General features: G+C 61.4%; 23 protein-coding genes. 17 read left to right on the forward strand and 6 right to left on the reverse strand.

Features of this window, described 5'->3' with window-relative positions; genetic code table 11:
* Position 1: 1 nt before the first annotated feature.
* The gene (locus HX898_RS15820) at positions 2 to 403 is read left to right on the forward strand and encodes a hypothetical protein (RefSeq protein ID WP_138386817.1); all 402 of its coding nucleotides are present in this window, start codon (positions 2 to 4) and stop codon (positions 401 to 403) included.
* 340 nt (positions 404 to 743) lie between these two features.
* Here HX898_RS15820 and HX898_RS15825 read toward each other — a convergent pair whose 3' ends face one another.
* Positions 744 to 1301: an RNA polymerase sigma factor gene (locus HX898_RS15825; protein ID WP_003542247.1), complete on the reverse strand. Its 558-nt coding sequence runs from the start codon at positions 1299 to 1301 to the stop codon at positions 744 to 746.
* Between the two features lie 9 nt (positions 1302 to 1310).
* Entirely contained in the window at positions 1311 to 1517 is a 207-nt protein-coding gene (locus HX898_RS15830) for a NepR family anti-sigma factor (RefSeq protein WP_003542250.1), read from the reverse strand.
* Between the two features lie 257 nt (positions 1518 to 1774).
* On the opposite strand from HX898_RS15830, the gene HX898_RS15835 reads away from it, so the two are divergent.
* From HX898_RS15835 to preA, 4 genes are all read left to right on the forward strand, one after another.
* On the forward strand, positions 1775 to 2569 hold the full coding sequence (locus tag HX898_RS15835) for a response regulator (protein ID WP_003542253.1): 795 nt from the start codon (positions 1775 to 1777) through the stop codon (positions 2567 to 2569).
* A 193-nt stretch (positions 2570 to 2762) separates the two neighbouring features.
* Positions 2763 to 3758: a sensor histidine kinase gene (locus HX898_RS15840; RefSeq protein ID WP_171598589.1), complete on the forward strand. Its 996-nt coding sequence runs from the start codon at positions 2763 to 2765 to the stop codon at positions 3756 to 3758.
* A gap of 408 nt (positions 3759 to 4166) precedes the next feature.
* The gene (locus HX898_RS15845; RefSeq protein WP_180195060.1) at positions 4167 to 5528 is read left to right on the forward strand and encodes an NAD(P)-dependent oxidoreductase; all 1362 of its coding nucleotides are present in this window, start codon (positions 4167 to 4169) and stop codon (positions 5526 to 5528) included.
* 15 nt (positions 5529 to 5543) lie between these two features.
* Positions 5544 to 6857: an NAD-dependent dihydropyrimidine dehydrogenase subunit PreA gene (preA, locus tag HX898_RS15850; protein ID WP_138330231.1), complete on the forward strand. Its 1314-nt coding sequence runs from the start codon at positions 5544 to 5546 to the stop codon at positions 6855 to 6857.
* A gap of 75 nt (positions 6858 to 6932) precedes the next feature.
* Here preA and ftrA read toward each other — a convergent pair whose 3' ends face one another.
* The gene (ftrA, locus tag HX898_RS15855; RefSeq protein ID WP_180195061.1) at positions 6933 to 7934 is read right to left on the reverse strand and encodes a transcriptional regulator FtrA; all 1002 of its coding nucleotides are present in this window, start codon (positions 7932 to 7934) and stop codon (positions 6933 to 6935) included.
* Positions 7935 to 8005: 71 nt separating this feature from the next.
* On the opposite strand from ftrA, the gene HX898_RS15860 reads away from it, so the two are divergent.
* Positions 8006 to 8416, forward strand: coding sequence for a rhodanese-like domain-containing protein (locus HX898_RS15860; protein WP_180195062.1), 411 nt, complete (start codon positions 8006 to 8008; stop codon positions 8414 to 8416).
* Between the two features lie 58 nt (positions 8417 to 8474).
* Here the strand turns inward: HX898_RS15860 and HX898_RS15865 are convergent, their stop codons facing one another.
* Complete coding sequence (locus tag HX898_RS15865; protein ID WP_180195063.1) at positions 8475 to 9497, reverse strand: NAD(P)-dependent alcohol dehydrogenase; 1023 nt, start codon at positions 9495 to 9497, stop codon at positions 8475 to 8477.
* A 102-nt stretch (positions 9498 to 9599) separates the two neighbouring features.
* Here HX898_RS15865 and HX898_RS15870 point away from each other — a divergent pair, with 102 nt between their 5' ends.
* The 3 genes from HX898_RS15870 to HX898_RS15880 all read left to right on the forward strand — a co-directional run bounded on the left by HX898_RS15870 (position 9600) and on the right by HX898_RS15880 (position 13738).
* Positions 9600 to 10499 (forward strand): LysR family transcriptional regulator, encoded by a 900-nt coding sequence (locus tag HX898_RS15870; protein ID WP_180195064.1) that lies wholly within the window; start codon positions 9600 to 9602, stop codon positions 10497 to 10499.
* A gap of 138 nt (positions 10500 to 10637) precedes the next feature.
* Positions 10638 to 11174 carry a biliverdin-producing heme oxygenase gene (locus HX898_RS15875; protein WP_138386811.1) on the forward strand — a complete coding sequence of 179 codons (537 nt, stop codon included), beginning with the start codon at positions 10638 to 10640 and terminating at the stop codon, positions 11172 to 11174.
* Positions 11171 to 13738: an HWE histidine kinase domain-containing protein gene (locus HX898_RS15880; RefSeq protein ID WP_180195065.1), complete on the forward strand. Its 2568-nt coding sequence runs from the start codon at positions 11171 to 11173 to the stop codon at positions 13736 to 13738. Before HX898_RS15875 ends, HX898_RS15880 begins: the two co-directional genes overlap by 4 nt.
* A 5-nt stretch (positions 13739 to 13743) precedes the next feature.
* Here the strand turns inward: HX898_RS15880 and HX898_RS15885 are convergent, their stop codons facing one another.
* Positions 13744 to 14394, reverse strand: coding sequence for a TetR/AcrR family transcriptional regulator (locus HX898_RS15885; RefSeq protein WP_180195066.1), 651 nt, complete (start codon positions 14392 to 14394; stop codon positions 13744 to 13746).
* Positions 14395 to 14694: 300 nt separating this feature from the next.
* Between HX898_RS15885 and HX898_RS15890 the strand changes: the two genes are divergently transcribed.
* The 3 genes from HX898_RS15890 to hydA are packed head-to-tail and all read left to right on the forward strand — an operon-like array spanning position 14695 to position 17754.
* Positions 14695 to 15948, forward strand: coding sequence for a Zn-dependent hydrolase (locus HX898_RS15890; protein WP_180195067.1), 1254 nt, complete (start codon positions 14695 to 14697; stop codon positions 15946 to 15948).
* Positions 15945 to 16289: a barstar family protein gene (locus HX898_RS15895; RefSeq protein ID WP_138330222.1), complete on the forward strand. Its 345-nt coding sequence runs from the start codon at positions 15945 to 15947 to the stop codon at positions 16287 to 16289. Before HX898_RS15890 ends, HX898_RS15895 begins: the two co-directional genes overlap by 4 nt.
* Positions 16290 to 16299: 10 nt before the next feature.
* A complete protein-coding gene (gene hydA, locus HX898_RS15900; protein ID WP_138330221.1) occupies positions 16300 to 17754 on the forward strand; it encodes a dihydropyrimidinase in 1455 nt (484 codons plus the stop codon).
* 58 nt (positions 17755 to 17812) lie between these two features.
* Here the strand turns inward: hydA and HX898_RS15905 are convergent, their stop codons facing one another.
* Positions 17813 to 18226, reverse strand: a complete 414-nt coding sequence (locus tag HX898_RS15905; protein WP_003542280.1) for a cupin domain-containing protein — start codon at positions 18224 to 18226, stop codon at positions 17813 to 17815.
* A 94-nt stretch (positions 18227 to 18320) separates the two neighbouring features.
* Here HX898_RS15905 and HX898_RS15910 point away from each other — a divergent pair, with 94 nt between their 5' ends.
* The 5 genes from HX898_RS15910 to HX898_RS15930 all read left to right on the forward strand — a co-directional run bounded on the left by HX898_RS15910 (position 18321) and on the right by HX898_RS15930 (position 24118).
* Entirely contained in the window at positions 18321 to 19097 is a 777-nt protein-coding gene (locus tag HX898_RS15910; protein WP_138330220.1) for an ABC transporter ATP-binding protein, read from the forward strand.
* 241 nt (positions 19098 to 19338) lie between these two features.
* Positions 19339 to 20268, forward strand: coding sequence for an ABC transporter permease (locus tag HX898_RS15915; RefSeq protein ID WP_138330670.1), 930 nt, complete (start codon positions 19339 to 19341; stop codon positions 20266 to 20268).
* Entirely contained in the window at positions 20265 to 21392 is a 1128-nt protein-coding gene (locus HX898_RS15920) for an ABC transporter permease (protein WP_138330218.1), read from the forward strand. The genes HX898_RS15915 and HX898_RS15920 overlap by 4 nt, the downstream gene beginning before the upstream one ends.
* 58 nt (positions 21393 to 21450) lie before the next feature.
* Entirely contained in the window at positions 21451 to 22422 is a 972-nt protein-coding gene (locus tag HX898_RS15925) for an ABC transporter substrate-binding protein (RefSeq protein WP_138330217.1), read from the forward strand.
* Positions 22423 to 22927: 505 nt separating this feature from the next.
* Positions 22928 to 24118 carry an efflux RND transporter periplasmic adaptor subunit gene (locus HX898_RS15930; protein WP_138330215.1) on the forward strand — a complete coding sequence of 397 codons (1191 nt, stop codon included), beginning with the start codon at positions 22928 to 22930 and terminating at the stop codon, positions 24116 to 24118.
* Positions 24119 to 24127: the final 9 nt, after the last annotated feature.

The raw sequence follows: 24127 nt of genomic DNA on the forward strand, positions 1-24127 counted from the left end.
GATGCTGTTTTCGATCCTCAGCCTGCTGACGGGCGCAAGCGTGCACCGGACCGTTGCGCGCGCCAAGCGCAATAGCATCTTCATTGCGCTTGCCGTGCTTTTCCTCCTCACCGCCTACGCGCTGACCGTCACCGCCGGCGCCATCTGGCTCGCCGGCATCTACGGCCCGGTCGGCGCTGCCCTTTTCCTGGCCGCCTGCGCGCTGCTGATCGCCATCATCGCCCTGGTGGCGATGTCGATCATCAACGCCAGGGAAGCACGCCGCGCCCGTGAACGCCGTGCGGCGGTGGAATCGCTGGCAACGGTCGGGCTCGGTCTTATCCGCGCCCAGCCGCTCCTGACTGCCGGTGTTCTGGCAGCAATCGTCGCGGCCAATCTGGTGGGCTCGAAGCGCGAGGATTGATGGGGGACTGGCTCCCCTGATCGTTCTAAGAGAAAGGACGAGGAGAAGCACCCCAGCAGAGGATTGGGCTACGACGCCGACCCCTCCCTCATTCCTGTGCTTGTCACAGGAATCCAGCCACGGCGCGTCCGCGCCGTGAATAAACCAATACCAAGTGGAAAGAGTCTTTCGCGCCCAAGGACTTGGGCGCACTGGATTCCTGTGACAAGCACAGGAATGAGGGTGGAGAGGTAGTGCTTCGAATGGCCGTCCATCCCGTGGACGCGTCCTTCACACACCGCCAAACACAAAAAAGCCGGCGCCCGAAGGCGGCCGGCTTTCCTCCCAAATACAACTCCTGTCAGAACGCGAAAGCCTTCGATGTCAGCGGCGCCGAGGTGGCGTCGGGGCCGAAATCAGCCTCGCCTGATATCTGCAGCAACTCCTGCAGCCGCTGACGGGCCCGGTTGACGCGGCTTTTGATGGTACCCACGGCGCAGCCGCAGATTTCGGCCGCCTCCTCGTAGGAAAAACCCGAGGCGCCGACGAGGATGATCGCCTCGCGTTGATCCGGCGGCAGCTGGTCGAGCGCCTTCTTGAAGTCCTGCAGATCGAGCGCACCATATTGCGAGGGGTGCATCGCCATCGATTCGGTAAACAGCCCGTCGCTGTCCTGCACTTCGCGGCCGCTCTTGCGCATCTGGCTGTAGAGTTCGTTGCGCAGGATCGTAAAGAGCCAGGCCTTCATATTGGTGCCCATCTCGAAATGATCCTGCTTGGCCCAGGCTTTCATGATGGTGTCCTGGACGAGATCGTCGGCACGGTCGTGCCGCCCGATGAGCGAGATCGCGAAGGCGCGAAGGCTTGGGAGTGCCGCCAGCAGTTCCCGCTTGAAGCTGGGTTGCGATTTGTCTTCCATGCGGCGATCCTATTCGGCCATCTTGGCAGAAGCCATCATTTCAGCATGGTCGAGCTTTTCGAGAAGGTCGAGAAAACGATCGGGAATCGCCTCATCCTGAGCGGCCGAATAGAGCGACCGCAGCCTGACGCCGATCTGGTTGTTCGGGTCCAGGATGTCGCTTGCCCGCAGCTCCAGCTTTCGCTGATCGGCTGCTTCTTTCTTGCGTGTAGTCATCAATTCGTCTTCTCGCCGGTTGTCTGTTCGAGGAGCGTGGATGGGATCAAAAACGATTTCAACCATCGACATCGAACGTTCCATTGTCGATGTCGCTGGCATTTGCCGTTGCATGGGTCAAAACGCTACGCCCTTTCTTCGTCGGCTGGAATAATGCGGCGCAACGAAAAAAGTTCCTGCCGTTCCGGAACTTTTTTATCAAGGCGGCGTTAACCGCTCATTGAAGCCAATGCCGGCCTGTATGCAGGAGCCCATTAATGACACTTTCTACTCGGATTGCGCCGCACCTTCCTTATCTGCGCCGCTATTCCCGCGCCCTTACCGGCACACAGACTTCGGGCGACGCTTACGTCGCCGCCGTTCTCGAAGCCATCATCGCCGATCTGTCGATTTTTCCGGATACGGCGAATGACCGGGTCGCACTCTACAAACTGTTCACGCAACTGTTTGGTTCCACCGCCGTCCAGATTCCAGAGCCGACCTCGCCCTATGCCTGGGAGCAGCGCGCCACGCTGAACCTTTCCAAGGTTTCGCCGCGCGCCCGTCAGGCCTTCCTGCTCGCCTCCGTGGAGAATTTCCGCGTCGCCGAAATCGCCGAAATTCTGGAAACCGAAGAACAGGATGTCATGCATCTGCTCGACGTCGCGTCGCAGGAGATTTCCCGTCAGGTCGCAACCGATATCATGATCATCGAGGACGAACCGCTGATCGCCATGGATATCGAGCAGATGGTCGAGAGCCTCGGCCATCGCGTCACCGGCATTGCCCGTACGCATGCCGAGGCCGTGGCGCTTTACAATAAGACCAAGCCGAGCATGGTGCTGGCCGACATCCAGCTTGCCGACGGCAGCTCCGGTATCGACGCAGTCAACGACATCCTCAAGACGTCGAGCGTACCGGTGATCTTCATCACCGCTTTCCCGGAACGGCTTCTGACCGGCGAGCGCCCGGAACCGACTTTCCTTGTCACCAAGCCCTTCAATCCCGACATGGTCAAGGCACTGATCAGTCAGGCTCTTTTCTTCAATGAATCGACCAGAGTAGCCGCCTGAGACGCAATTTTCCGGCCTTCGGAACCAAATCGCCAAAGCAGGCGTTCCGGTGCTACCGGGACGCTCCGGTGGCTTTAACGGTTTTTTGCAGCGCTTTGTTCTAAAGTTGGCAGGCGGTGTCTGGAAGGGCGCTCCCTTCAGCGACGTTCAAGATGTCACAAGGAAAGGCGGCCGAGTGAATACGACTGAACCATTGTCCGGCATGCCTTTCACCTTTGAAGGCAAAGCCGCAATGATGGAACGCGCGCTCGGCAGCGCCGGGATTTCGATCCTCTGCCAGGACGCCCGACTGTCGATCTTCTACGCCGAAAATCTGCCGCCGCATTTCGCGTCGCTCTTTATGCCCGGCGGCAGCGACGCCGCCCTTTTTGGCGACGCCCATGGGCAATATCTGACTGCGCTGAAACACAAGGTGCTGGAAACCGGCATCCCTAACAATGCCGAGGTCGAGATCGACGTTGACGGCGAAACGCGCACTTATGAACTGAAGATCCAGCGCACCGGCGAACGCGGCGCATATGGACTTCTTTCCGTCATGGCTGAAGTCACCGAAAGCCGGCATCGCGAAAAAGTTCTGAAGTCGTTGCTGCGCGAACTCTCACACCGCTCGAAGAACCTTCTCGCCATCATCCAGGGCATTGCCACGCAGACGGCGCGCAACACGCTCTCTCTCGACAGCTTCCTCCTTAAGTTCCGCGGACGGCTGCAATCGCTGTCCAATTCGCAGGACCTGATCACGGATTCGAGCTGGCGCGGCGCCTACCTCTTCGAACTCGCCGAAAAGCAGTTTGCCCCCTATTGGCCGGAAACGGCCGGCTCCATGCCGATCTACGGGATCAACGCTCACCTGACACCGAATGCCGCCGTACATCTCGGGCTCGCCCTCCACGAACTCATCGTCAACTCCGCCTCCTTTGGCGCGATATCAGGCGGCGCCGCCTCCATCACGCTGAATTGCCGCGAAGCCATGATCAATGACAGGAAGGCGATCGAAATCGCCTGGGCGGAAGTGCTGCATGATCAGTCGGAAATCCACGAATTCAGCGACAACAGCTTCGGACGTACCGTGCTGGAGCGTGTCGTGCCCTCGTCGGTCAATGGCAAAGCGGAGTTGAACCTCATTCCCGGTCGCATCGAATATCGTTTGACCATTCCGGAAAGCGAATTCGAGATCTTCAAGCGCGTGTGAAAAGCCGGGAGGCAGCCGAAAACAGAAAAACAGCCGGTGCGAGGGCGGCGCACCAGCTGTCTTCACTCACCGGGAGGGGACCGTGAGTACGTCCGGATAGTGGGTTGGGGGCGCGCATGTTGGGTCGATGCGATCACCATCCGGATATCGCAATAACGACGACATCAAACTTTGGTTCCCTGCCGCCAACAAAAAATTCGACTTTTTTGAATCTTTTTTCGGATGCCTTTCTCGTGTCGAACACCCAGTCATTTCACTCATCACCGTCGGGTAAATTCTCCTAACGAAAACAGTGCATTACTTGGGAGGCCACAAGAGAAAATCGTAAAAATTTTACCGTTTGATAAATTTTTAAACCTGAGTTACGCTTTCCCTCACAGGCCGTTTACCAATAATGAGGGAACTTCAATGGAACGACTGGAAACCGGGATTCATGCCGGCCGGCTTTCGCCCGCCGAGTATGAGGCTAATTTTTCCGATCTTCATCCGCGCCTCGACAATCACGAGGCGCTGGTCGCCGCTGACCGCTGTTATTTCTGTTATGACGCGCCATGCATGACGGCCTGTCCCACCTCGATCGACATTCCGCTGTTCATCCGCCAGATTTCGACCGGCAATCCGATCGGCTCGGCAAAGACGATCTTCGACCAGAACATCCTTGGCGGCATGTGCGCCCGCGTCTGTCCCACCGAAGAACTCTGCGAACAGGCCTGTGTGCGCAACACGGCTGAAGAGCGGCCCGTCGAGATCGGCCGCCTGCAGCGTTATGCGACCGATGCCGCCATGCATGCCGGGCGGCAGTTCTATGCCAGGGCTGAACCGAGCGGAAAGACCATCGCCGTTGTCGGCGCAGGCCCGGCCGGCCTTGCTGCCGCCCATCGTTTGGCCGTGAACGGCCATTCCGTCTTCATCTATGATGCCAGGGAAAAATCCGGCGGCCTCAACGAATACGGTATCGCCACCTACAAGACGGTCGACGACTTCGCCCAGAAGGAAGTCGATTACGTCCTCTCGATCGGCGGCATCGAGGTTCGGCATGGGCAGCGTCTCGGCCTCGATTTTTCGCTTTCCGATCTGCAGGCGCAATATGACGGCGTCTTCCTCGGTATCGGTCTTGCCGGCGTCAACGCGCTGCGCATCGAGGGCGAAAACCTTGCGGGCGTCGACGATGCCGTCGATTTCATCGCGGCCCTTCGCCAGGCCGAAGACAAAAGCGAAATCGCCATTGGCCGCCGCGTCGTCGTCCTTGGCGGCGGCATGACGGCGATCGACGCTGCCGTGCAGGCAAAGCTGCTCGGCGCCGAGGAGGTGACGATCTGTTACCGTCGTGGCAAGGAACAGATGAACGCCTCCGAATTCGAGCAGGATCTGGCAAGCTCCAACGGCGTCATCATCCGGCACTGGCTGGCGCCGAAATCGATCCTGTCGCAGGACGGCAAAGTCGCCGCTATCGAGGTGGAATATACGACGCTTCTCGAAGGCCGCCTCGTCGGCACCGGCGAAACCGGTGTCATTGCCGCCGACCAGATCTTCAAGGCGATCGGTCAGAGCTTTGACGCCTCTGGTCTCGGTTCGCTGCGCATGGAATCCGGCCGCATCGCCGTCGATGGCGAAGGCCATACCTCGCTCGACGGCGTCTGGGCCGGCGGCGACTGCGTCTTCGGCGGAGACGATCTCACGGTTTCGGCCGTCGCCCACGGGCGCGACGCGGCTGAATCCATCCATCGTGGCCTCACCGCAGCAGCCGCTCCGGCTGTCGCGGTTGCTTGAAGGGGAGAATGAACAATGGCTGATCTCCGCAATAATTTCGTCGGCATCAAATCCCCGAACCCGTTCTGGCTGGCGTCTGCGCCGCCGACCGACAAGGCCTACAACGTCGAGCGCGCCTTCAAGGCCGGCTGGGGCGGCGTGGTCTGGAAGACGCTGGGCGAGGAAGGCCCGCCCGTCGTCAACGTCAACGGCCCGCGCTACGGCGCGATCTGGGGCGCCGACCGCCGCCTGCTCGGTTTGAACAACATCGAGCTCATCACCGACCGCGACCTCTATACCAACCTGCGGGAAATGAAGCAGGTGAAGATGAACTGGCCGGATCGGGCGCTGATCGCCTCGATCATGGTGCCCTGCGAGGAAGAGGCCTGGAAGGCGATCCTGCCGTTGGTTGAAGAGACCGGCGCCGACGGCATCGAGCTTAATTTCGGCTGTCCGCACGGCATGTCGGAGCGCGGCATGGGTTCCGCGGTCGGCCAGGTGCCTGAGTATATCGAGATGGTCGTGCGCTGGTGCAAGCAGTACACCCGCATGCCCGTCATCACCAAGCTGACGCCCAACATTAGCGATATCCGCCGCCCCGCCCGCGCCGCCAAGGCCGGCGGCACCGATGCCGTCTCGCTGATCAACACGATCAATTCGATCGTCTCCGTCGATCTCGACAACTTCGCCCCCAACCCGACGGTCGGCGGCAAGGGCAGCCATGGCGGTTATTGCGGCCCGGCGGTAAAGCCGATCGCGCTCAACATGGTGGCCGAGATCGCCCGCGATCCTGAAACCTATGGCCTGCCGATCTCGGGCATCGGCGGCATCACCACCTGGCGCGACGCGGCCGAATTCCTCGTGCTCGGCGCCGGCAACGTCCAGGTCTGCACGGCGGCGATGACCTACGGTTTCAAGATCGTCCAGGAGATGATCACTGGCCTCTCCGACTGGATGGACGAAAAGGGCCATCGCAGCCTCGAAGATATCACCGGCCGCGCCGTGCCCAACGTCACCGACTGGCAATATCTGAACCTCAACTATATCGCCAAGGCGAAGATCGACCAGGACGCCTGCATCAAATGCGGCCGCTGCTACATCGCCTGCGAGGACACCTCGCACCAGGCGATCACCAACTTCGTCGATGGCGTTCGCCATTTCGAGGTGATGGACGAGGAATGCGTCGGCTGCAATCTCTGCGTCAGCGTCTGCCCGGTCGAGAACTGCATCACCATGGAGCAGCTTCCCGCCGGCACCCTCGACAAGCGCACCGGTCGCGTCGTTGACCCCAACTACGCCAACTGGACGACGCACCCGAACAACCCGATGGCCCGCCAAGCGGCGGAGTAAGAATTCGCAACGCCGCGGAGAAGATCAATTCGCGGCGTCGCATCCTGCCGGCAACGTTCGAAGTGCCAAGTCAGTCTAATCACCGAATGACTTCCGATAGGCACTCGGGCTCGTTCCGAGGCGCCTGCGGAAATGATGCCGCATCGTCGCCAATGTTCCAAAGCCGCTGGCGGCGGCGATATCGTCGAGCGAAGCCGCAAGTTCCTTTTCCAGCAGATCGCGGGCATGCCGCAGCCGCTCCTTCAGCAGCCATTCGCCGACGCTGAGGCCCGTCGTCGCTTCGAAGCGCCGCTGGAAGGTGCGCATGCTCATGCCCGCTCTTTTCGCAAGCAGGCTGATCGGCTGCTCCTCGGAAAGGCTTTCGCGCATCCATTCGATCAGCGGCCCCAAGCGGATGCCCTCGCGTTCCACGGGAACCGGCGCGTGAATGAACTGCGCCTGTCCGCCTTCGCGGTGCGGCGGCACGACGAGGCGTCTTGCCACGCTGTTTGCAGCTTCCGAACCGAAATCGCCGCGCACCACATGCAGGCAGAGATCGATGCCGGCAGCACTGCCCGCCGCCGTCAGCAGGCTGCCTTCGTCCATGTAGAGAACGTCGGCATCGAGCGTGATGTCGGGATAACGTGCGGCGATCGAGGCGACATAGCGCCAATGTGTCGTCGCCCTGCGGTTGGCAAGCAGCCCCGATCCGGCAAGAACCGCAACGCCGGAGCAGAGCGACATGATGCGCGCGCCGCGCTGATGCGCTGCCCTGAGCGCTACGGCGAGCGGTGCCGGCACCGGCGCATCGATCGCCCGCCAGCCGGGCACGACGATCAGGTCCGCTTCGTCAAGCACTTCCAGTCCCTTGTCGACTGCGACCGTCAGCCCTCCCGCAGCGCGAAGCGGACCCGGTTCGACGCCGCAGACCGAGAAGCGATACCAGCCTTCGCCCATTTCCGGCCGCGGCAGGCCGAAGACCTCGTAGGCGATACCGAATTCGAAGGTGCAGAGCCCATCATAGGCAAGCGCTGCGACCAGCGGTCCTTTCGTCTGCTGTGGCGATAAGTTTGGCATGATCTTTACGCTGTCAGTCATGATGGCCAATTTCGCAAAGCTTTAGCATCGGCGATACCAGGCGGCAATTCGAACCCAAAAGGAAATCGCAAATGCCAAGCCCCGTCGCAGAAATCCCCGCCGCAGCCGCTGATATGGCCGCTGCCCATTATGCAGCCAAGCTTACCTTCGAGACCGATTGCTCCGATGTTCACGCCGCCTTTGCGTCGGGCAAGGTCGATTTCGTTCTTCTCGATGCGCGCTCGCCAACGCTCTTCGCACAGGCCCATGTTCCCGGCGCCATCAACCTGCCACATGGCAAGATGACGGCGCACCGCATGTCGGCCTGGCCCGCCGATACGCTGTTCGTCGTCTATTGCGCCGGCCCGCATTGCAACGGGGCGGACAAGGCCGCACTTCGCCTCTCCCGTCTCGGCCTGTCCGTGAAGCTGATGATCGGCGGCATGACCGGTTGGGCCGATGAAGGCTTCTCCTTCGAACAGGGCGTTTCCACTGCCGCCTGACGACAGCACCGCGCGTCTTTTTAGACGCGCGGTGCTTCAACAGTTTGAATCGCGATCATCAGAACTCGACGACCACCTTGCCGAAAGGCCCGCGATAGAGATGATCGAGCGCCTCAGGGAACTCGCCGAAGGCATAACGCTTGTCGATCACAGGCTTCAGTCCGGTCTGGTCGATTGCCCGCACCAGATCTTCAAGCGCACGGCGGTGGCCAACGGAAATGCCCTGCACGACAGGCGCCTTGAGCAGCAGCGGGCCGGCCGGGCCGGAAACCTCAAACCCCTCGAGCACGCCGATGACGGAAATGCGGCCATTGATCGCCACCGCCTTCAACGCCTGGCCGAGATGCGGGCCGCCGACGATCTCAAGCACGTGATCGGCGCCATAGTCGCCGGTCAACTGATGGAGTTGCTCAACCCAGTCGCCCTCATGGCGGTTGATCGCGTGATCGGCGCCGAGGGCAACGGCGCGCTCGAGCTTCTCGGCGCTGCCTGATGTGATGAAGACCTCCGCACCATGCGCCTTGGCGATCTGCAGACCGAAGAGCGCCACACCGCCGGTGCCTTGCACCAGCACCTTATCGCCGGCTTTCAGGCCGCCGCGTTCGATCAGTGCGAACCAGGCAGTCAGCCCGGCGCAGGGCAAGGTGCTCGCCTGCGCCGCATCGAGCGTATCAGGCGCGCGTGAATACCACTCCTCGGACAGCACAGTGTATTGGGAGAGGACGCCGGGATAAAAGCCGCCACGCGTCTTGTAAGGTGGGGTGCGCGCATCGCCCAAGCCGCGTCCGTCGATCCAGTCAGGCGAAAAGGTCGAGATGACTCGATCTCCCGGCTTGAAACGGCTGACATCGGGTCCGACTGCCTCCACGACCCCTGCCATATCGGAAGCCGGCACGAAGGGAAATTGCAGCGGCAACCCCATGCCGCTCTCCATCACCAACCGATCGCGGAAATTGAGCGAGACGGCTTCCGTCCGCACCAGAACCCTGTTTCCCGAAACCGGTTCGAGCCTCCGCTCGCCGATCGTCAGCTGGCGTTCCGGACCTACCGCGTCGATCTGCCATTGCCGTGTTGTCTGCATTGCATTGCTCCTTGTCCATTGCAGGGAGCGCAAAACATATCGTTGAATATTTCGCACCAGTTGCGATATTAATTCTCCAGAATGGTTCCAACGAGGAAACAAATGGAGCAACTGAAAGGTATCTCGATCTTTGTCGAAGCCGTCGAAGCAGGTGGCTTTTCGGCTGCCGCCGAGCGGCTCCATCTCACGCGTTCGGCGGTCGGCAAGACCATCGCACGTCTGGAACAGCGTCTCGGCGTGCGCCTCTTCAACCGTACGACACGCATGCAGAACCTCACCGAGGAAGGCCGCTTCTTCTACGAGCGCTGCCTGCGGGCGGTCGAGGAAATCCGCCTCGGGGAAGCCATGCTGGAATCCGGCCGGCGTGACGTGCGCGGCCGATTGCGCATCTCGATGCCCGTGCTTTTCGGCCGCCACTGCATCGCGCCGATCCTGGCACGCCTGCTCGATGAACATCCGGACCTCGAACTCGACCTTTCCTTCAACGACCGTGTCGTCGACCTGCTGGAGGACGGGTTCGATCTTGTCATCCGCAACGGACCGCTGAAGGACAATCCGGATCTGATGGCCCGGGCGATCGCCCGCCAGCGCATGACCGTCTGCGCATCGCCCGCCTATCTGGAAAAACATGGCGCGCCGCAGACGGTCTTCGATATCCCGCAACATGAAGGCATCGTCTACAGGCGGGGCGATGATGACAAGGGTTGGATCTTTCCGACTGCAGCAGATCCCGGACGGCGGATGCCGCCAAAGGCGCGACTGCGGCTCGACGACCTCGCTTCGATTTCCGATGCGGCCGTCGCCGGGCGCGGTCTTGCCTGGCTGCCCTGCTGGCTGGTCCGCGAAGAGGTGCTGGCAGGCCGGCTCATTCAGGTGCTGAAGCAGGAACCGGCCAATGTCTTCGACGCCCATGCCGTTTGGCTGCGCTCTCCGGTCATGCTGCCGAAGGTGCGGCTCGCGATCGATACGCTCGCCGCCGGACTGCCGGCAATGATGGGCTGAAGCGCTCGCCGCGCATCGAGCGACGAGAAACCCATGTTATTCCTAGGCGTTTCTCTGGAAATAACCCGATGCCGCAGTATATCCGCTAGTTCGTCGTCTCTTTTGGGCGGCCGCCATATCACTCGGAAAAACGTCAGCATGTCACTTCGCAGCGCCCTCCGCGCACAAACTGCAGATTGCCACGCCGCGGTCGACACCCTCTTCGGCAGTTTTAACCTCTCACGCATCCAGGATTATAGGGCTTTCTTGCGCGCGCATGCCCGGGTCGTACCATCAGTCGAATATGCGCTAGAGAATGGAGGAATCGGCCGTTTGCTGCCGGATTGGCCGGACCGAAGGCGCGCGCATCTATTGGCTGCCGACATCCGGGAACTCGATGATCGATTGCCGGTATTGCTTCCGCAACCGGCATTGCTCAGCGAAGCAGCGATCTGGGGTGCCGCCTATGTCCTCGAAGGCTCCAAACTCGGCGGCCTGCTGCTCGCCAAGGCCGTGCCCGACCACTTGCCCAACAGCTATCTGAGCCTGCAAGGCCTGAAGGGCGCCATGCGGCTCTTCATGGATCGTCTCGACGCGACCATGGTGGAGGATCCCGATGCGGCTGTCGCCGCAGCCCGCGATGTTTTCGATCTCTTCCTCAAAGCCGGGCAAGCCGAACTGGAAGCCGTCCCATGAACGGCACGCACGAACCCGTCGATCTTACCAATTGCGACCGTGAGCCGATCCACCAGCTCGGCTCGATTCAGCCCTTCGGCTTTCTGTTGGCGGTGTCCTCAGACTGGATTGTCATGCGCGCCTCCGCAAACCTAGCGGAGTTTCTCGGAGTCACAGAGACCAACGCGATCGGCCGTCCCGTTCTCTCTGTGATTACACCCGAAGCACTCCACACAATCCGCAACAAGCTTACCACGCTGCGTGGTTCCGACGTCGTCGAGCGCATTTTCGGCATTGCCCTGACGTCCGATCAAAACAGGTTCGACCTTGCCGTGCACCTGAACGGCGGTGAGGTCATCATCGAAGGCGAGCGCTGCCAGGAAGACAGGCACGACGCCGCCTCGCTCTCAATGCGCAGCATGATGTCGCGCCTCGACCACACGGAAACATTGGAAGCCTTCTTCCGTGAAGGTGCAAGACAAGCGCGGGCGCTCACCGGTTTCGATCGGGTCATGGTCTATCGTTTCGACGAAGGCGGTTCCGGCGAAGTGGTGGCGGAAGCCGCCCGGGCCGGCATCGGCTCGTTCCTCGGGCTGCACTATCCGGCTTCCGACATTCCGGTACAGGCGCGCGCACTTTATCTGCGCAACCTGTTCCGCATCATTGCCGATGTCGACGCCGTCCCGGTCCCGATCCTGCCGCAGCTCGACGAGCACGGCCGGCCGCTCGACCTCTCCATGTCGGTATTGCGTTCGGTCTCGCCGATCCACATCGAATATCTGAAAAACATGGGCGTTGGCGCTTCGCTCTCCATTTCGATCGTCGTAGACGGCAAGCTCTGGGGCCTGTTTGCCTGCCACCACTACGGCCCGCGTCTGCCTTCGGCCCAAAGCCGCTCGACTGCCGAACTCTTCGGTCAGATGTTTGCGTCGCGCCTTGAAAGCCGCGAACGGCGACTGGCTCTCGACTACGAGACAAAGGCGCGTCGCATTGCCGACCGGCTTCTCACCTCCGTCGCAGACAATGCGAGCCTGCTCGACGATCCGGCCTGGCTGATCGAGGCGCTCGCCGACGCCATTCCTGCCGACGGGATCGGCGTGTGGATCAACGGCCGCTTGGCCCTTGCCGGCATCGGGCCGAATGAGCGAGGCTTCGCAGCCCTCGTCCGCCACCTCAACCGCAACGCCGCCGGCCGCATCTATGCCGTGGACCGGCTCGCGGAAGCCTATCCGGATCTTGAGGTCGACGATGCGGTGGCAGGCATGCTCGCCATCCCGATCTCGCGTTCGCCGCGCGATTATGTCGTGCTTTTCCGTCAAGAATTGGTGCGCACCGTCCGCTGGGGCGGCGACCCGCACAAGCCGGTGGAGTATGGCCCGAACGGCCCGCGGCTGACGCCGCGCAAGAGTTTCGAGGCCTGGTCGGAACTGGTGCGCGGCCGCTCGCTGCCCTTCACGGAAGCCGAGCGCCGTGTCGCCGAAACGATCCGTGTCACATTGATCGAAGTGGTATTGCGTCTCACCGACGAGGTCAGCATGGCCCGCCAGACGGCCAACGAGCGCCAGGAACTGCTGATCGCCGAGCTGAACCACCGCGTCCGCAACATATTGAGCCTGATCACCGGCATTATCCGGCAGTCACAGGCAACGTCGGTCGGCTTTGGCGACTACATCCGCCAGCTCGAGGGCCGCATTCAGTCGCTCGCCCGCGCCCATGACCAGATCACCCGCGATCACTGGGCGCCCGCTTCGCTCCGGCAATTGCTGCTGGCAGAGACAGCCGCCTATCTCGGGAAAAATGCGCAACGCATCCAGATGAGCGGCGAGGACGTGCTGCTGGAACCGCAGGCCTTTTCCACCGCCGCCCTTGTTTTCCATGAGCTGATGACCAACAGCGCCAAATATGGCAGCCTTTCCGGCACCGGCAGTGGCACCGTTCAACTCGGCTGGCATCGCGACGACGAGGGCAATCTGCGCATTGGCTGGCGCGAAAAGGATGGTCCACCCGTCGTCGAACCCAAACGCCATGGCTTCGGTTCGACGATCATCCGCCGCTCTATCCCGTATGACCTCGGCGGCAAAGCCGAGGTCCGCTACGTCAAGGATGGGCTCGAGGCCGATTTCTGCATTCCGGCGCGACATGTCGTCGGCCCTACGAGCGAACGGTCGAATCCGCCTCCGGTCGGAGCGACCGAACGCAAGACGATTGCCGACGATCAACCGCTCTCCGGCCTCAACGTGCTGCTGGTGGAAAACAATCTGATCATCGCCATGGATGGGGAGGACATCCTGCGCCGCCTGGGCGCCGACGTGGCAACGGCGCCAAGTGTCACTGAGGCGATGGAAATTCTGGCTGGCCAGTCCTTCGATCTGGCGCTTCTCGATGTCAATCTTGGCGATGAGACGAGTTTCGGGATTGCCGACCGGCTGGCAGCCGACGGCGTGCCCTTCGTTTTTGCCACGGGCTATGGGGAGGGCATCGCCCAGGCAAACAGCCACTCGGACGCGCCCGTGCTGCAGAAGCCTTATACGATGGAAGGCGTGACGGATATTCTTGCCCGGGTGCCGCTCCCGAAGAGAGGGTAAAACGCTTACCCCCCAAGGAGATCCGGTCGCAGCCCGCCGATGAAGAGCTGTTCCAGAAAGCGCGCCGCATCCTCGAAGCGCCCTTCGCCCGAATGTTCCTGCCCCAGCACGGCACGCACCTGAACGTCGAAATCGGCGTAATGCTGCGTCGTCGACCAGATGGAGAAGATCAGGTGGTAGGGATCGCATTTGACGATCTTGCCTGACTTCGCCCAGGCGCGGATGACCTCCGCCTTCTCGTCGACCAGTTCCTTCAGCGGCCCCTTCAACTCGTCCTCGATATGCGGCGCGCCCTGCAGCACCTCGTTGGCGAAAAGCCGGCTCTCGCGCGGAAAATCGCGGGCCATCTCCAGCTTGCGGCGGATGTAGCTGCGGATTTCCGTCTCTGGATTGCCTTCGGCGTTAAAGGCCCGCAGCGGCTCCAGCCAAGTGTAGAGCACTCGGTCGATCAGCGCCCGGTGCATGGCTTCCTTGGTGCGGAAATAATAGAGCAGGTTGGGTTTCGACATGCCGGCCACTTCGGCAATCTGGTCGATGGTCGAGCCGCGAAAGCCGCTTGCCGAAAACACGTCGAGCGCCGCTTCCAGGATCTGCTCTTCCTTCTCTTCCTGGATTCGCGTCCGCCTCAGGGTTTTCGCTGCTCTCGGTATGGTCACAGGCTGTTATTTCCCCTTGAAATTCAACTTCTTCGCTCAAGTTTAGACCGGAAACGTTCCCGCCGCTTTCTTGAGCAACTGCCCGTATTTTTATCGGCAATTTTCGTGATTTTCGTCTTGAGCCCGGCGGTGGAAGTTGTAATGTTTACCAATCGGTCAAATTATCCGTCAGATGCAAAACAAAGGCAACTGGCGATTTTCCGGCGCTCGACAAAACCAATAAGGGGCGCAGGGAAGGACCACGGGAACAGGCGGGCATGCCCTTTGCATGACTGCCGCAAACAGGTGAGGGCATACAAAATGGTGGCAGCACCAGGCGAGAACATGCGCGTCAATGGCGACCGTCTCTGGGACAGTCTCATGGAGATGGCGAAGATCGGCCCCGGCATAGCAGGCGGCAACAATCGCCAGACGCTGACGGATGCCGATGCGCAGGGCCGCAGCCTTTTCAAAAAATGGTGTGACGATGCCGGTTTGACCATGAGTGTCGACCGGATGGGCACGATGTTCGCCACCCGCCCCGGCACCGATCCCGATGCTCTGCCCGTCTATGTCGGCTCGCATCTCGACACTCAGCCGACCGGCGGCAAATATGACGGTGTGCTCGGCGTGCTTGCAGCTCTCGAAGTCGTGCGCACCATGAACGATCTCGGCATCAAGACCAAACATCCGATCGTCGTGACCAACTGGACCAACGAGGAAGGCGCGCGTTTTGCCCCCGCCATGCTGGCGTCAGGCGTCTTCGCCGGCGTGCACAGCCTGGACTTCGCCTATAATCGCAGGGACCCCGAGGGCAATCTGTTCGGCGACGAACTGAAACGTATCGGCTGGGTCGGCGACGAAGAAGTCGGCGCCCGCAAGATGCACGCCTATTTCGAATATCACATCGAGCAGGGACCGATCCTCGAAGCCGAGGAAAAGCAGATCGGCGTCGTCACCCATTGCCAGGGCCTCTGGTGGCTGGAATTCACGCTGACCGGCAAGGAAGCCCATACCGGCTCGACGCCGATGAACCTGCGCGTCAATGCCGGCCTCGCCATGGCCCGCATCCTGGAGATGGTCCAGGGCGTGGCGATGAGCGAACAGCCGGGCGCCGTCGGCGGCGTCGGCCAGGTGTTCTTCTCGCCAAACTCCCGCAACGTGCTGCCGGGCAAGGTTGTCTTCACCGTCGACATCCGCTCGCCCGACAAGGAGAAGCTCGACCGCATGCGGGCAAAGATCGAGGCGAAAGCGCCTGAGATCACCGATGCACTCGGCGTCGGCTGTTCCATCGAGGCGATCGGCCACTTCGAGCCGATCACCTTCGATCCGAAACTGGTCACGTCGGTGCGCGACGCTGCCGAGCGGCTCGGCTACAGCCACATGAACATCATCTCCGGCGCCGGCCACGACGCCTGCTGGGCCGCCAAGGTCGCACCTGCAACGATGGTCATGTGCCCCTGCGTCGGTGGGCTCTCGCACAATGAGGCGGAAGAAATCTCCAAGGAATGGGCGATGGCGGGCGCCGATGTGCTGTTTCATGCGGTGGTCGAGACGGCGGAGATTGTGGTGTGAGCGCGACCGAAGCGGTGGTCGTCATGGATGGCACTCGACTGGTCGGGCATGATAAATTTCATGACGGCTTCGCCGAGACGTTCGGCTTTCCTGACCTTTACGGTCGCAACATGGATGCCTGGATCGACTGTATGAGCTGTCTCGACGACCCCGATGCAGGGATGTCGAAACTGACCGTCGAGCCGGGAAAAGCTCTGACCGTCCGGATCAACAATTATCTGCATTTCAAGGATGCAGCGCCGCAACAGTGGGTCGACCTGATGGAATGCGCAGCGTTCGTGAATTGGCGCCGCACTGAAAAGGGACGCGGCGCAGTCCTGGCTTTAGCGTTTTACGATTGAGGATATGATAATGACCACAGTCATCAAGAACGGCACTATCGTCACCGCCGACCTGACCTATAAGGCTGACGTGAAAATCGACGGCGGCAAGATCATCGAGATTGGTCCGAACCTCTCGGGCGACGAGACGCTGGATGCGACCGGCTGTTATGTCATGCCGGGCGGCATCGATCCGCACACCCATCTCGAAATGCCTTTCATGGGCACCTATTCTTCCGACGATTTCGAGAGCGGCACACGCGCCGCCCTTTCCGGCGGCACGACGATGGTGGTCGATTTCGCCCTGCCCGCCCCTGGCCAGTCGCTGCTCGAGGCGCTGACCATGTGGGACAACAAATCGACCCGCGCCAATTGCGATTATTCCTTCCACATGGCGGTCACCTGGTGGAGCGAGCAGGTCTTCAAGGAGATGGAGACCATCGTCCGCGACAAGGGCATCAACACCTTCAAGCACTTCATGGCCTATAAGGGCGCGCTGATGGTGGACGATGACGAGATGTTCGCCTCGTTCCAGCGCTGCGCCGAACTCGGCGCCCTGCCGCTGGTGCACGCCGAAAACGGCGACGTCGTCGCCTCGATGTCGGCAAAGCTGCTCGCCGAGGGCAATAACGGCCCCGAGGCGCATGCCTATTCGCGGCCCGCCGAAGTGGAAGGTGAAGCCACCAACCGCGCCATCATGATCGCCGACATGGCCGGCTGCCCGGTCTATATCGTCCACACCTCCTGCGAACAGGCGCACGAAGCGATCCGCCGCGCCCGCCAGAAAGGCATGCGCGTCTACGGCGAACCGCTGATCCAGCACCTGACGCTCGACGAGAGCGAATATTCCAATCCCGACTGGGACCACGCCGCCCGCCGCGTCATGTCGCCGCCTTTCCGCAACAAGCAGCATCAAGACTCGCTGTGGGCCGGCCTCGCCTCCGGCTCGCTGCAGGTGGTCGCGACCGACCATTGCGCCTTCACGACGGCGCAGAAGCGTTTCGGCGTCGGTGATTTCACCAAGATCCCGAACGGCACCGGCGGTCTTGAAGACCGCATGCCGATGCTCTGGACTCACGGCGTCAACACCGGCCGGCTGACGATGAACGAATTCGTCGCCGTCACCTCGACCAACATCGCCAAGATCCTCAACATCTATCCGAAGAAGGGCGCAATCCTTGTCGACGCCGATGCCGATATCGTCGTCTGGGACCCGAAACGTTCCAAGACCATTTCGTCCAAGGCCCAGCAGTCGGCGATCGACTACAACGTCTTCGAAGGCAAGGAAGTGACCGGCCTGCCGCGCTATACGCTGACGCGCGGCGTCGTCGCGATTGAGGAAGGTGCGATCAAGACCCGCGAGGGTCACGGCGAATTCGTCAGGCGCGAGCCGGTCACGGCTGTCAGCAAGGCGCTTTCCCAGTGGAAGGATATCACCGCGCCGCGCAAGGTGACGCGGAGCGGCATTCCGGCAAGCGGCGTATGACGATGGCGCATGACGATACGGCCATCAACCGGAGACCGCTGCCTCTATGCCAATGACCTCACGCCGGCACCAAAGCGTCCAACTCCGGCAGAAGCACGACGCTTTCCTGCTCGTTCGGATCGGTGCGGGCGATGATCGCCGTGCACGGCGTGCTGCTGAGGTTTGCCGGCAAGTGCGGCACGCCGGCCGGGATATAGAAAAGTTCGCCGGCATGGACGATGACGTGATGCTCGAGCCGATCTCCGTACCATGTGTGGGCCTCGCCGGAGAGCATGTAGATCGCCGTCTCGTGCGCCTCGTGCAGATGCGCCTTGGCGCGTACGCCCGGCGGGATCGTCAGGAGGTGCATGCAGATGCCCTTGGCGCCGACCGTCTCGGCCGCGACCCCTTGGAAATAGCTGAGCCCCTGCTTGCCGTCATAGGCATGATTGGGGCGAACGATGTGGCAGGTGGGCTTTGATGTCACGTCCATCCTCATCCTCCATGGAATGTGTCGTCGATAAAACCGGCGGTAATGATAGCACGCAAACCGCTTTCCCGCGGCGAAAACAAGACTGGTCGCATTGATGCAAACACCCTCCGTCGTATCCGCCAAGGATCTCTGTCTCACCTACCAGGCCAATGACGGCCCGGTGCGTGCACTGAGCAATGTCAATCTCGATGTCCGCAAGGGCGATTTCGTCTCTTTCATCGGCCCGTCGGGCTGCGGCAAGACCACGTTCCTGCGTGTCATCGCCGATCTCGAGAAGAGCACGTCTGGCGAGATCTCGATCAACGGCATGACACCGGAAGGGGCTCGCAAGGCCCGCGCCTACGGTTATGTCTTCCAGGCGCCGGCGCTCTATCCCTGGCGCACCATCGAAAACAACATCGCCCTGCCGCTGGAGATCATGGGCTATTCCGGCGCCGACCGGACGCGGCGCATCGCCGAAGCGCTCGATCTGGTCAGTCTTTCGGGCTTCGAGAAGAAATTCCCCTGGCAGCTTTCCGGCGGCATGCAGCAGCGCGCCTCGATCGCCCGTGCGCTCGCCTTCGACGCCGACCTGCTGCTGATGGATGAGCCCTTCGGCGCCTTGGACGAGATCGTCCGCGACCATCTGAACGAAGAACTGCTGAAACTCTGGACCCGCACCAACAAGACGATCTGCTTCGTCACCCATTCCATCCCCGAGGCAGTCTACCTCTCGACCAAGATCGTGGTCATGTCTCCGCGCCCGGGCCGCGTGACCGATGTGATCGACTCGACCCTGCCGGCCGAACGCCCGCTCGACATCCGCGAAACCCCCGAGTTCCTGGAAATCGCCCATCGCGTCCGCGACGGGCTGAGGACGGGGCACGCATGAGGAGCGGGAGCGTGCACCCTGGGAGCACCCCCCTCTGCCCTGCCGGGCATCTCTCCCACAAGGGGGGAGATCGATATGCCGCGCCGGCTTCCCCAAACAAGCATCGCCGTTCCGTTCGCTATAGAGCCAACTGGGAGCGAGGCGCTATCCTCCTGCCGATCTCCCCCCTTGTGGGGGAGATGCCCGGCAGGGCAGAGGGGGGTTGCCGCGCGTTCGACGCCAACAAATGGGGGCAGTCGCAGTGATACCCGACACCTTCAAGGACAAGATCGTCCCCGTCACCACAATCCTGCTCGCCCTCGTCGTCATCTGGTATATCGCCGCCATCCTGATGAACGCGCCGTTCCAGCGCGACATGGACGGCCGCGCCGGCGTTACACCTACGACCTTCGAATTCATCGGCAAGACGCTGGCGCAGCCGAAGCCGATTTTGCCGGCGCCGCATCAGGTGGCGCAGAACGTCTACGAGAACACCTTTCTGCGCAGCCTTTCGAGCAATCGCAGCCTCGTCTATCACAGCTGGGTAACGCTCTCCTCCACCCTGCTCGGCTTCGGCTTCGGTATGCTGCTCGGCATCCTCCTCGCCGTGCTGATCGTCCACAACCGCGCCATGGACCGCTCGCTGATGCCCTGGCTGGTGGCGAGCCAGACCATACCGATCCTCGCCATCGCGCCGATGATCGTCATCATCTCCTACAACGTACTGACCGGCGACAATGCCGTTGCGCATCTGTTGAACCTCGATTCCGACGCCTCCCGCCTCGTCTCCAAGGCGCTGATCTCCACCTACCTCTCCTTCTTTCCGGTCGCCGTCGGCATGGTGAAGGGGCTGCGTTCGCCCGAAATCATGCATCTCGACCTGATGCGCACCTATTATGCCAGCCCGATGCAGACGTTCTGGAAGCTGCGCGTTCCAGCCTCGATCCCTTTCCTCTTCACCTCGATGAAGGTCGCGATCGCAGCCAGCCTTGTCGGCGCCATCGTCGGCGAGCTGCCGACGGGTGCTGTCGCCGGCATCGGCTCGAAGCTACTCGCCGGCTCCTATTACAGCCAGACTATCGATATCTGGGCCGCCCTCGTCGCCGGATCGCTGCTGGCGGGCATCCTGGTTGCGATCGTCGGCGTTGCGGCGAAGATCGTCGATCGCGCCATGGGCGGGAGGCCGGCATGAGACATCTGACCTTCTCCTGGCAAGGTGTGGTCGCCCTCCTCCTCTGCGTCGGGGCGCTGACGGCCCTGCCGCTCCTGGCCGAGGGCGCGGCGCGCGCCCTCACCGACGGCACGGCAAGCCTCATTTTCACCATCGTCATCGCGGCTGCCCTGCTGTCATTCGCACCGCAGCCGCCGGCCTATCGGGCCACCGTGCTGTTTATCGGCGCGCATGGCGCCGCCTGGATGCTGCTTTCGGCTCTTTCCGGCAACGAGGGCACGGCGACGCGGGCTTTCTTCCTGCTGCTCTTTGCCTGCTGGCTGCTTGCCTGGCGATGCGTCAGCGAACTGTCGAAACTGCAGCCCGTCACGACTTTCGGCAAGTCGGTACTCCAGCTCCTGATCCCGGCGATCTTCGGCGCCTGGATCCTCATTCTCTGGGAAGCGGTCACGCGCGGCGCTGGCGTCCCCTTCATCCTGCTGCCGCCGCCGAGCGCCATCGGCGCGCGGTTCATGGCGTCGCTGCCCATCCTCGGCGCGGACGTCAGGCAGACGATCTTCAAGGCGGTGCTGATCGGTTATACCGTCGGCTGCCTCAGTGGCTTCGTCGTCGCGGTGCTCGCCGACCGCATCGCCTTCCTGCGCCGCGGCCTTCTGCCGATCGGCAACATGGTTTCGGCCCTGCCAATCATCGGCGTCGCCCCTGTCATGGTCATGTGGTTCGGCTTCGACTGGCCGTCGAAGGCCGCCGTCGTCATCATCATGACCTTCTTCCCGATGCTGGTGAATACCGTCGCCGGCCTTGCCGCCTCCGGCAGCATGGAGCGCGACCTGATGCGCACCTATGCCTCCGGCTATTGGCAGACGCTGCTGAAACTCAGGCTTCCCGCGGCAATGCCCTTCATTTTCAATGCACTGAAGATCAACTCGACGCTGGCGCTGATTGGTGCCATCGTTGCGGAATTCTTCGGGACGCCGATCGTCGGCATGGGCTTCCGTATCTCCACCGAGATCGGCCGCATGAATGTCGACATGGTCTGGGCGGAAATCGCCGTCGCGGCGCTGGCCGGCTCGATCTTCTATGGCATCATCGCCCTGACCGAACGGGCGGTGACGTTCTGGCATCCGTCTATCCGTGGTGGCTAGGCGCGCGCGGGCTCCAGAAACGGGTCCGGGCATAACTTCAGAGGGTAAGGATAAGAAAATGAGAAAGTTGATGGTTGCAATGATGGCGAGCGCGATGTCGCTTGCATCGGCCCATGCGATGGCCGCCGACAAGGTGGTGCTGCAGCTGAAATGGGTCACGCAGAGCCAGTTCGGCGGTTATTACGTCGCCAAGGAGAAGGGCTTCTATAAGGAAGAAGGCCTCGACGTCGAGATCAAGCCGGGCGGCCCCGATATCGCCCCCGAGCAGGTGATCGCCGGCGGCGGCGCCGATGTCATCGTCGACTGGATGGGTGGCGCCCTGGTTGCCCGCGAAAAGGGCGTTCCGCTCGTCAACATCGCCCAGCCCTACCAGAAAGCGGGCCTGGAAATGGTCTGCCGCAAGGACGGCCCGATCAAGACCGAAGCCGACTTCAAGGGCCACACGCTCGGCGTCTGGTTCTTCGGCAACGAGTATCCCTTCTTCGCCTGGATGAACAAGCTCGGCCTATCCACAGAAGGCGGTCCGAACGGCGTCACCGTGTTGAAGCAGAGCTTCGATGTGCAGCCGCTTGTCCAGAAGCAGGCCGACTGCATCTCTGTCATGACCTATAACGAATACTGGCAGGCGATCGATGCCGGCTTCAAGCCGGAAGAACTGACGGTCTTCAACTACACGGAAATGGGCAACGACCTTCTCGAAGACGGCCTCTATGCGATGGAAGACAAGCTGAAAGACCCGGCCTTCAAGGAGAAGATGGTCAAGTTCGTCCGCGCTTCGATGAAGGGCTGGAAATATGCCACCGAGAATCCCGACGAAGCCGCCGAGATCGTCATGGACAATGGCGGCCAGGACGACAACCATCAGAAGCGCATGATGGGCGAAGTCGCCAAGCTGGTCGGCGACAGCTCCGGCAAGCTGGACGAGGCGCTTTATGCTCGCACGGCAAAGGCGCTGCTCGACCAGAAGATCATCAGCAAGGAGCCGTCGGGCGCCTGGACGCATGATATCACCGACGCCGCTTCCAAGTAGTTTCGGCAGGATTGCGAAGCGAAACGCGCGGGAGATTTCCCGCGCGTTTCGTCTTTTTCTAGAGCATGATGCCAAAAACTGTCCGCGGTATTCGGACGACATTCTCTATCTATTTGATTTAGATGCTGATTCAGATTTCCAGTCAGTCGGCCTAAATCATCTGCATCCAGCAACCGAAAAAAATGCCTTGCAACTGTCGCATTTATCGGGCGTCAAACGTCTTAGGGATGAGCGCGATCAATCTTCGTAATGTTGACATAACCTTGCGGTGATTGATTGACGTCGGAATGGTAATTATTATTGCCTAAAGGGGAATTGTTTTCTGCCGGACTTGTAGATCGAGCAAATCGATACCACCTACAAGCCGAATTTGCCGGCGAGGGATGAAGACGGCAAAGGATCGGCGGATACCTCTGAGAATGCAGGAAGGGCAGTGGCCTGATCGCGCGCTGAGTGGCAGACGCTCGAGTTCGGCCAACCTTATCATAAGATTGGACGACGACGCATGGCACGCAAGCCGATTGGAATTCTAGGCGCCTCTACTCTTTTTGCAGCGGCACTTGCTGCATCCACCGCATTTTCGCAGGAAACGCCGGTCGCAAAACCGCAGCAGAACCTGCCGGCGATCGTCGTCACCACGGCGGTGAGCCGCACCCTCGTCGACCGTGTCATCGGCACCGGAACGGTCAAGCCCGTCGAGGAAGTCTATATCCAGCCTCAGGTCGAGGGCCTCTCTATCCGCACGTTGAAAGCCGATATCGGCGACAAGGTTCAGGCCGAGAGCACGCTGGCGACGCTCAACGATGACGCAGTGGTCCTGGAAAAGAGCCAGATGATGGCGACGAAGGCCAAGGGCGAGGCAAGCCTCGCCCAGCTGCGCGCCCAGCTCATCGAGGCGCAGGCCAATGCCGAACAGGCAAGGCAGCAGCAGGCCCGCGCCCAGGAAATGGTCAAGAAGGGCACGGTTTCCACCGCCCAGGTCGAACAGGCCGATGCGACTGCCGCCGCAGCCAATGCCCGCGTCGTCTCCGCCGAACAGGCGATCGAGGTTTCCGAAGCGGATCTCAAGGTCTTCGACAGCCAGATCGCCGATGCAGATTTGAAGCTGGCGCGCACCGATGTAAAGACGCCGGTCGCCGGCACGGTCTCGGCGAAGAACGCCAAGGTCGGCGCCATTGCCGCCGGCAACGGCGATCCGCTGTTCACCATCATCCGCGACGGCGATATCGAGCTTGTCGCTGAGGTCGCCGAAAGCGATGTCGTCAGGATCATGGCCGGCCAAAAGGCGACGATTTCGCTGTCCGGCAGCCGTGAGAAGCTTTCCGGCGCCGTACGCCTGGTTTCGCCGACCGTTGATCCGGTCACCCGCCTTGGCCTCGTCCATATCTCCATCGATGACGACAGCAAGGCGCGTTCAGGCATGTATGGCAGCGCCGAGATCATCGTGCGCGAGACTGAAGGCGTAGCGCTTCCCCTGACCGCAGTACTCACCGGCAACGAAGGCTCCTCCGCCCGCAAGGTCGAGGACGGCGTGGTGAAATTCGCCAAGATAGAGACCGGCATTCAGGACGGCGCCTATGTCGAGGTCATCGATGGATTGAAGACCGGCGACGAGGTCGTGGCCAAGGCGGGCGCTTACGTCCGCGACGGCGACCACATCACGCCGGTGCGTGAACAGCCCCCGGCTTCCAACTAAAGAGACCAT

It is taken from the genome of Rhizobium sp. WYCCWR 11128, from assembly GCF_013416305.1.
Taxonomy (GTDB): Bacteria; Pseudomonadota; Alphaproteobacteria; order Rhizobiales; family Rhizobiaceae; genus Rhizobium; species Rhizobium indicum.

What these genes read in the sequence shown, in the direction of transcription:
- HX898_RS15820 (WP_138386817.1), top strand. Translation starts at nt 2, where the DNA reads ATGCTGTTTTCGATCCTCAGCCTGCTGACGGGCGCAAGCGTGCACCGG.
- HX898_RS15825 (WP_003542247.1), bottom strand. Translation starts at nt 1,301, where the DNA reads ATGGAAGACAAATCGCAACCCAGCTTCAAGCGGGAACTGCTGGCGGCA.
- HX898_RS15830 (WP_003542250.1), bottom strand. Translation starts at nt 1,517, where the DNA reads ATGACTACACGCAAGAAAGAAGCAGCCGATCAGCGAAAGCTGGAGCTG.
- HX898_RS15835 (WP_003542253.1), top strand. Translation starts at nt 1,775, where the DNA reads ATGACACTTTCTACTCGGATTGCGCCGCACCTTCCTTATCTGCGCCGC.
- HX898_RS15845 (WP_180195060.1), top strand. Translation starts at nt 4,167, where the DNA reads ATGGAACGACTGGAAACCGGGATTCATGCCGGCCGGCTTTCGCCCGCC.
- preA (WP_138330231.1), top strand. Translation starts at nt 5,544, where the DNA reads ATGGCTGATCTCCGCAATAATTTCGTCGGCATCAAATCCCCGAACCCG.
- ftrA (WP_180195061.1), bottom strand. Translation starts at nt 7,934, where the DNA reads ATGACTGACAGCGTAAAGATCATGCCAAACTTATCGCCACAGCAGACG.
- HX898_RS15860 (WP_180195062.1), top strand. Translation starts at nt 8,006, where the DNA reads ATGCCAAGCCCCGTCGCAGAAATCCCCGCCGCAGCCGCTGATATGGCC.
- HX898_RS15865 (WP_180195063.1), bottom strand. Translation starts at nt 9,497, where the DNA reads ATGCAGACAACACGGCAATGGCAGATCGACGCGGTAGGTCCGGAACGC.
- HX898_RS15870 (WP_180195064.1), top strand. Translation starts at nt 9,600, where the DNA reads ATGGAGCAACTGAAAGGTATCTCGATCTTTGTCGAAGCCGTCGAAGCA.
- HX898_RS15875 (WP_138386811.1), top strand. Translation starts at nt 10,638, where the DNA reads ATGTCACTTCGCAGCGCCCTCCGCGCACAAACTGCAGATTGCCACGCC.
- HX898_RS15880 (WP_180195065.1), top strand. Translation starts at nt 11,171, where the DNA reads ATGAACGGCACGCACGAACCCGTCGATCTTACCAATTGCGACCGTGAG.
- HX898_RS15890 (WP_180195067.1), top strand. Translation starts at nt 14,695, where the DNA reads ATGGTGGCAGCACCAGGCGAGAACATGCGCGTCAATGGCGACCGTCTC.
- hydA (WP_138330221.1), top strand. Translation starts at nt 16,300, where the DNA reads ATGACCACAGTCATCAAGAACGGCACTATCGTCACCGCCGACCTGACC.
- HX898_RS15905 (WP_003542280.1), bottom strand. Translation starts at nt 18,226, where the DNA reads ATGGACGTGACATCAAAGCCCACCTGCCACATCGTTCGCCCCAATCAT.
- HX898_RS15910 (WP_138330220.1), top strand. Translation starts at nt 18,321, where the DNA reads ATGCAAACACCCTCCGTCGTATCCGCCAAGGATCTCTGTCTCACCTAC.
- HX898_RS15920 (WP_138330218.1), top strand. Translation starts at nt 20,265, where the DNA reads ATGAGACATCTGACCTTCTCCTGGCAAGGTGTGGTCGCCCTCCTCCTC.
- HX898_RS15925 (WP_138330217.1), top strand. Translation starts at nt 21,451, where the DNA reads ATGAGAAAGTTGATGGTTGCAATGATGGCGAGCGCGATGTCGCTTGCA.
- HX898_RS15930 (WP_138330215.1), top strand. Translation starts at nt 22,928, where the DNA reads ATGGCACGCAAGCCGATTGGAATTCTAGGCGCCTCTACTCTTTTTGCA.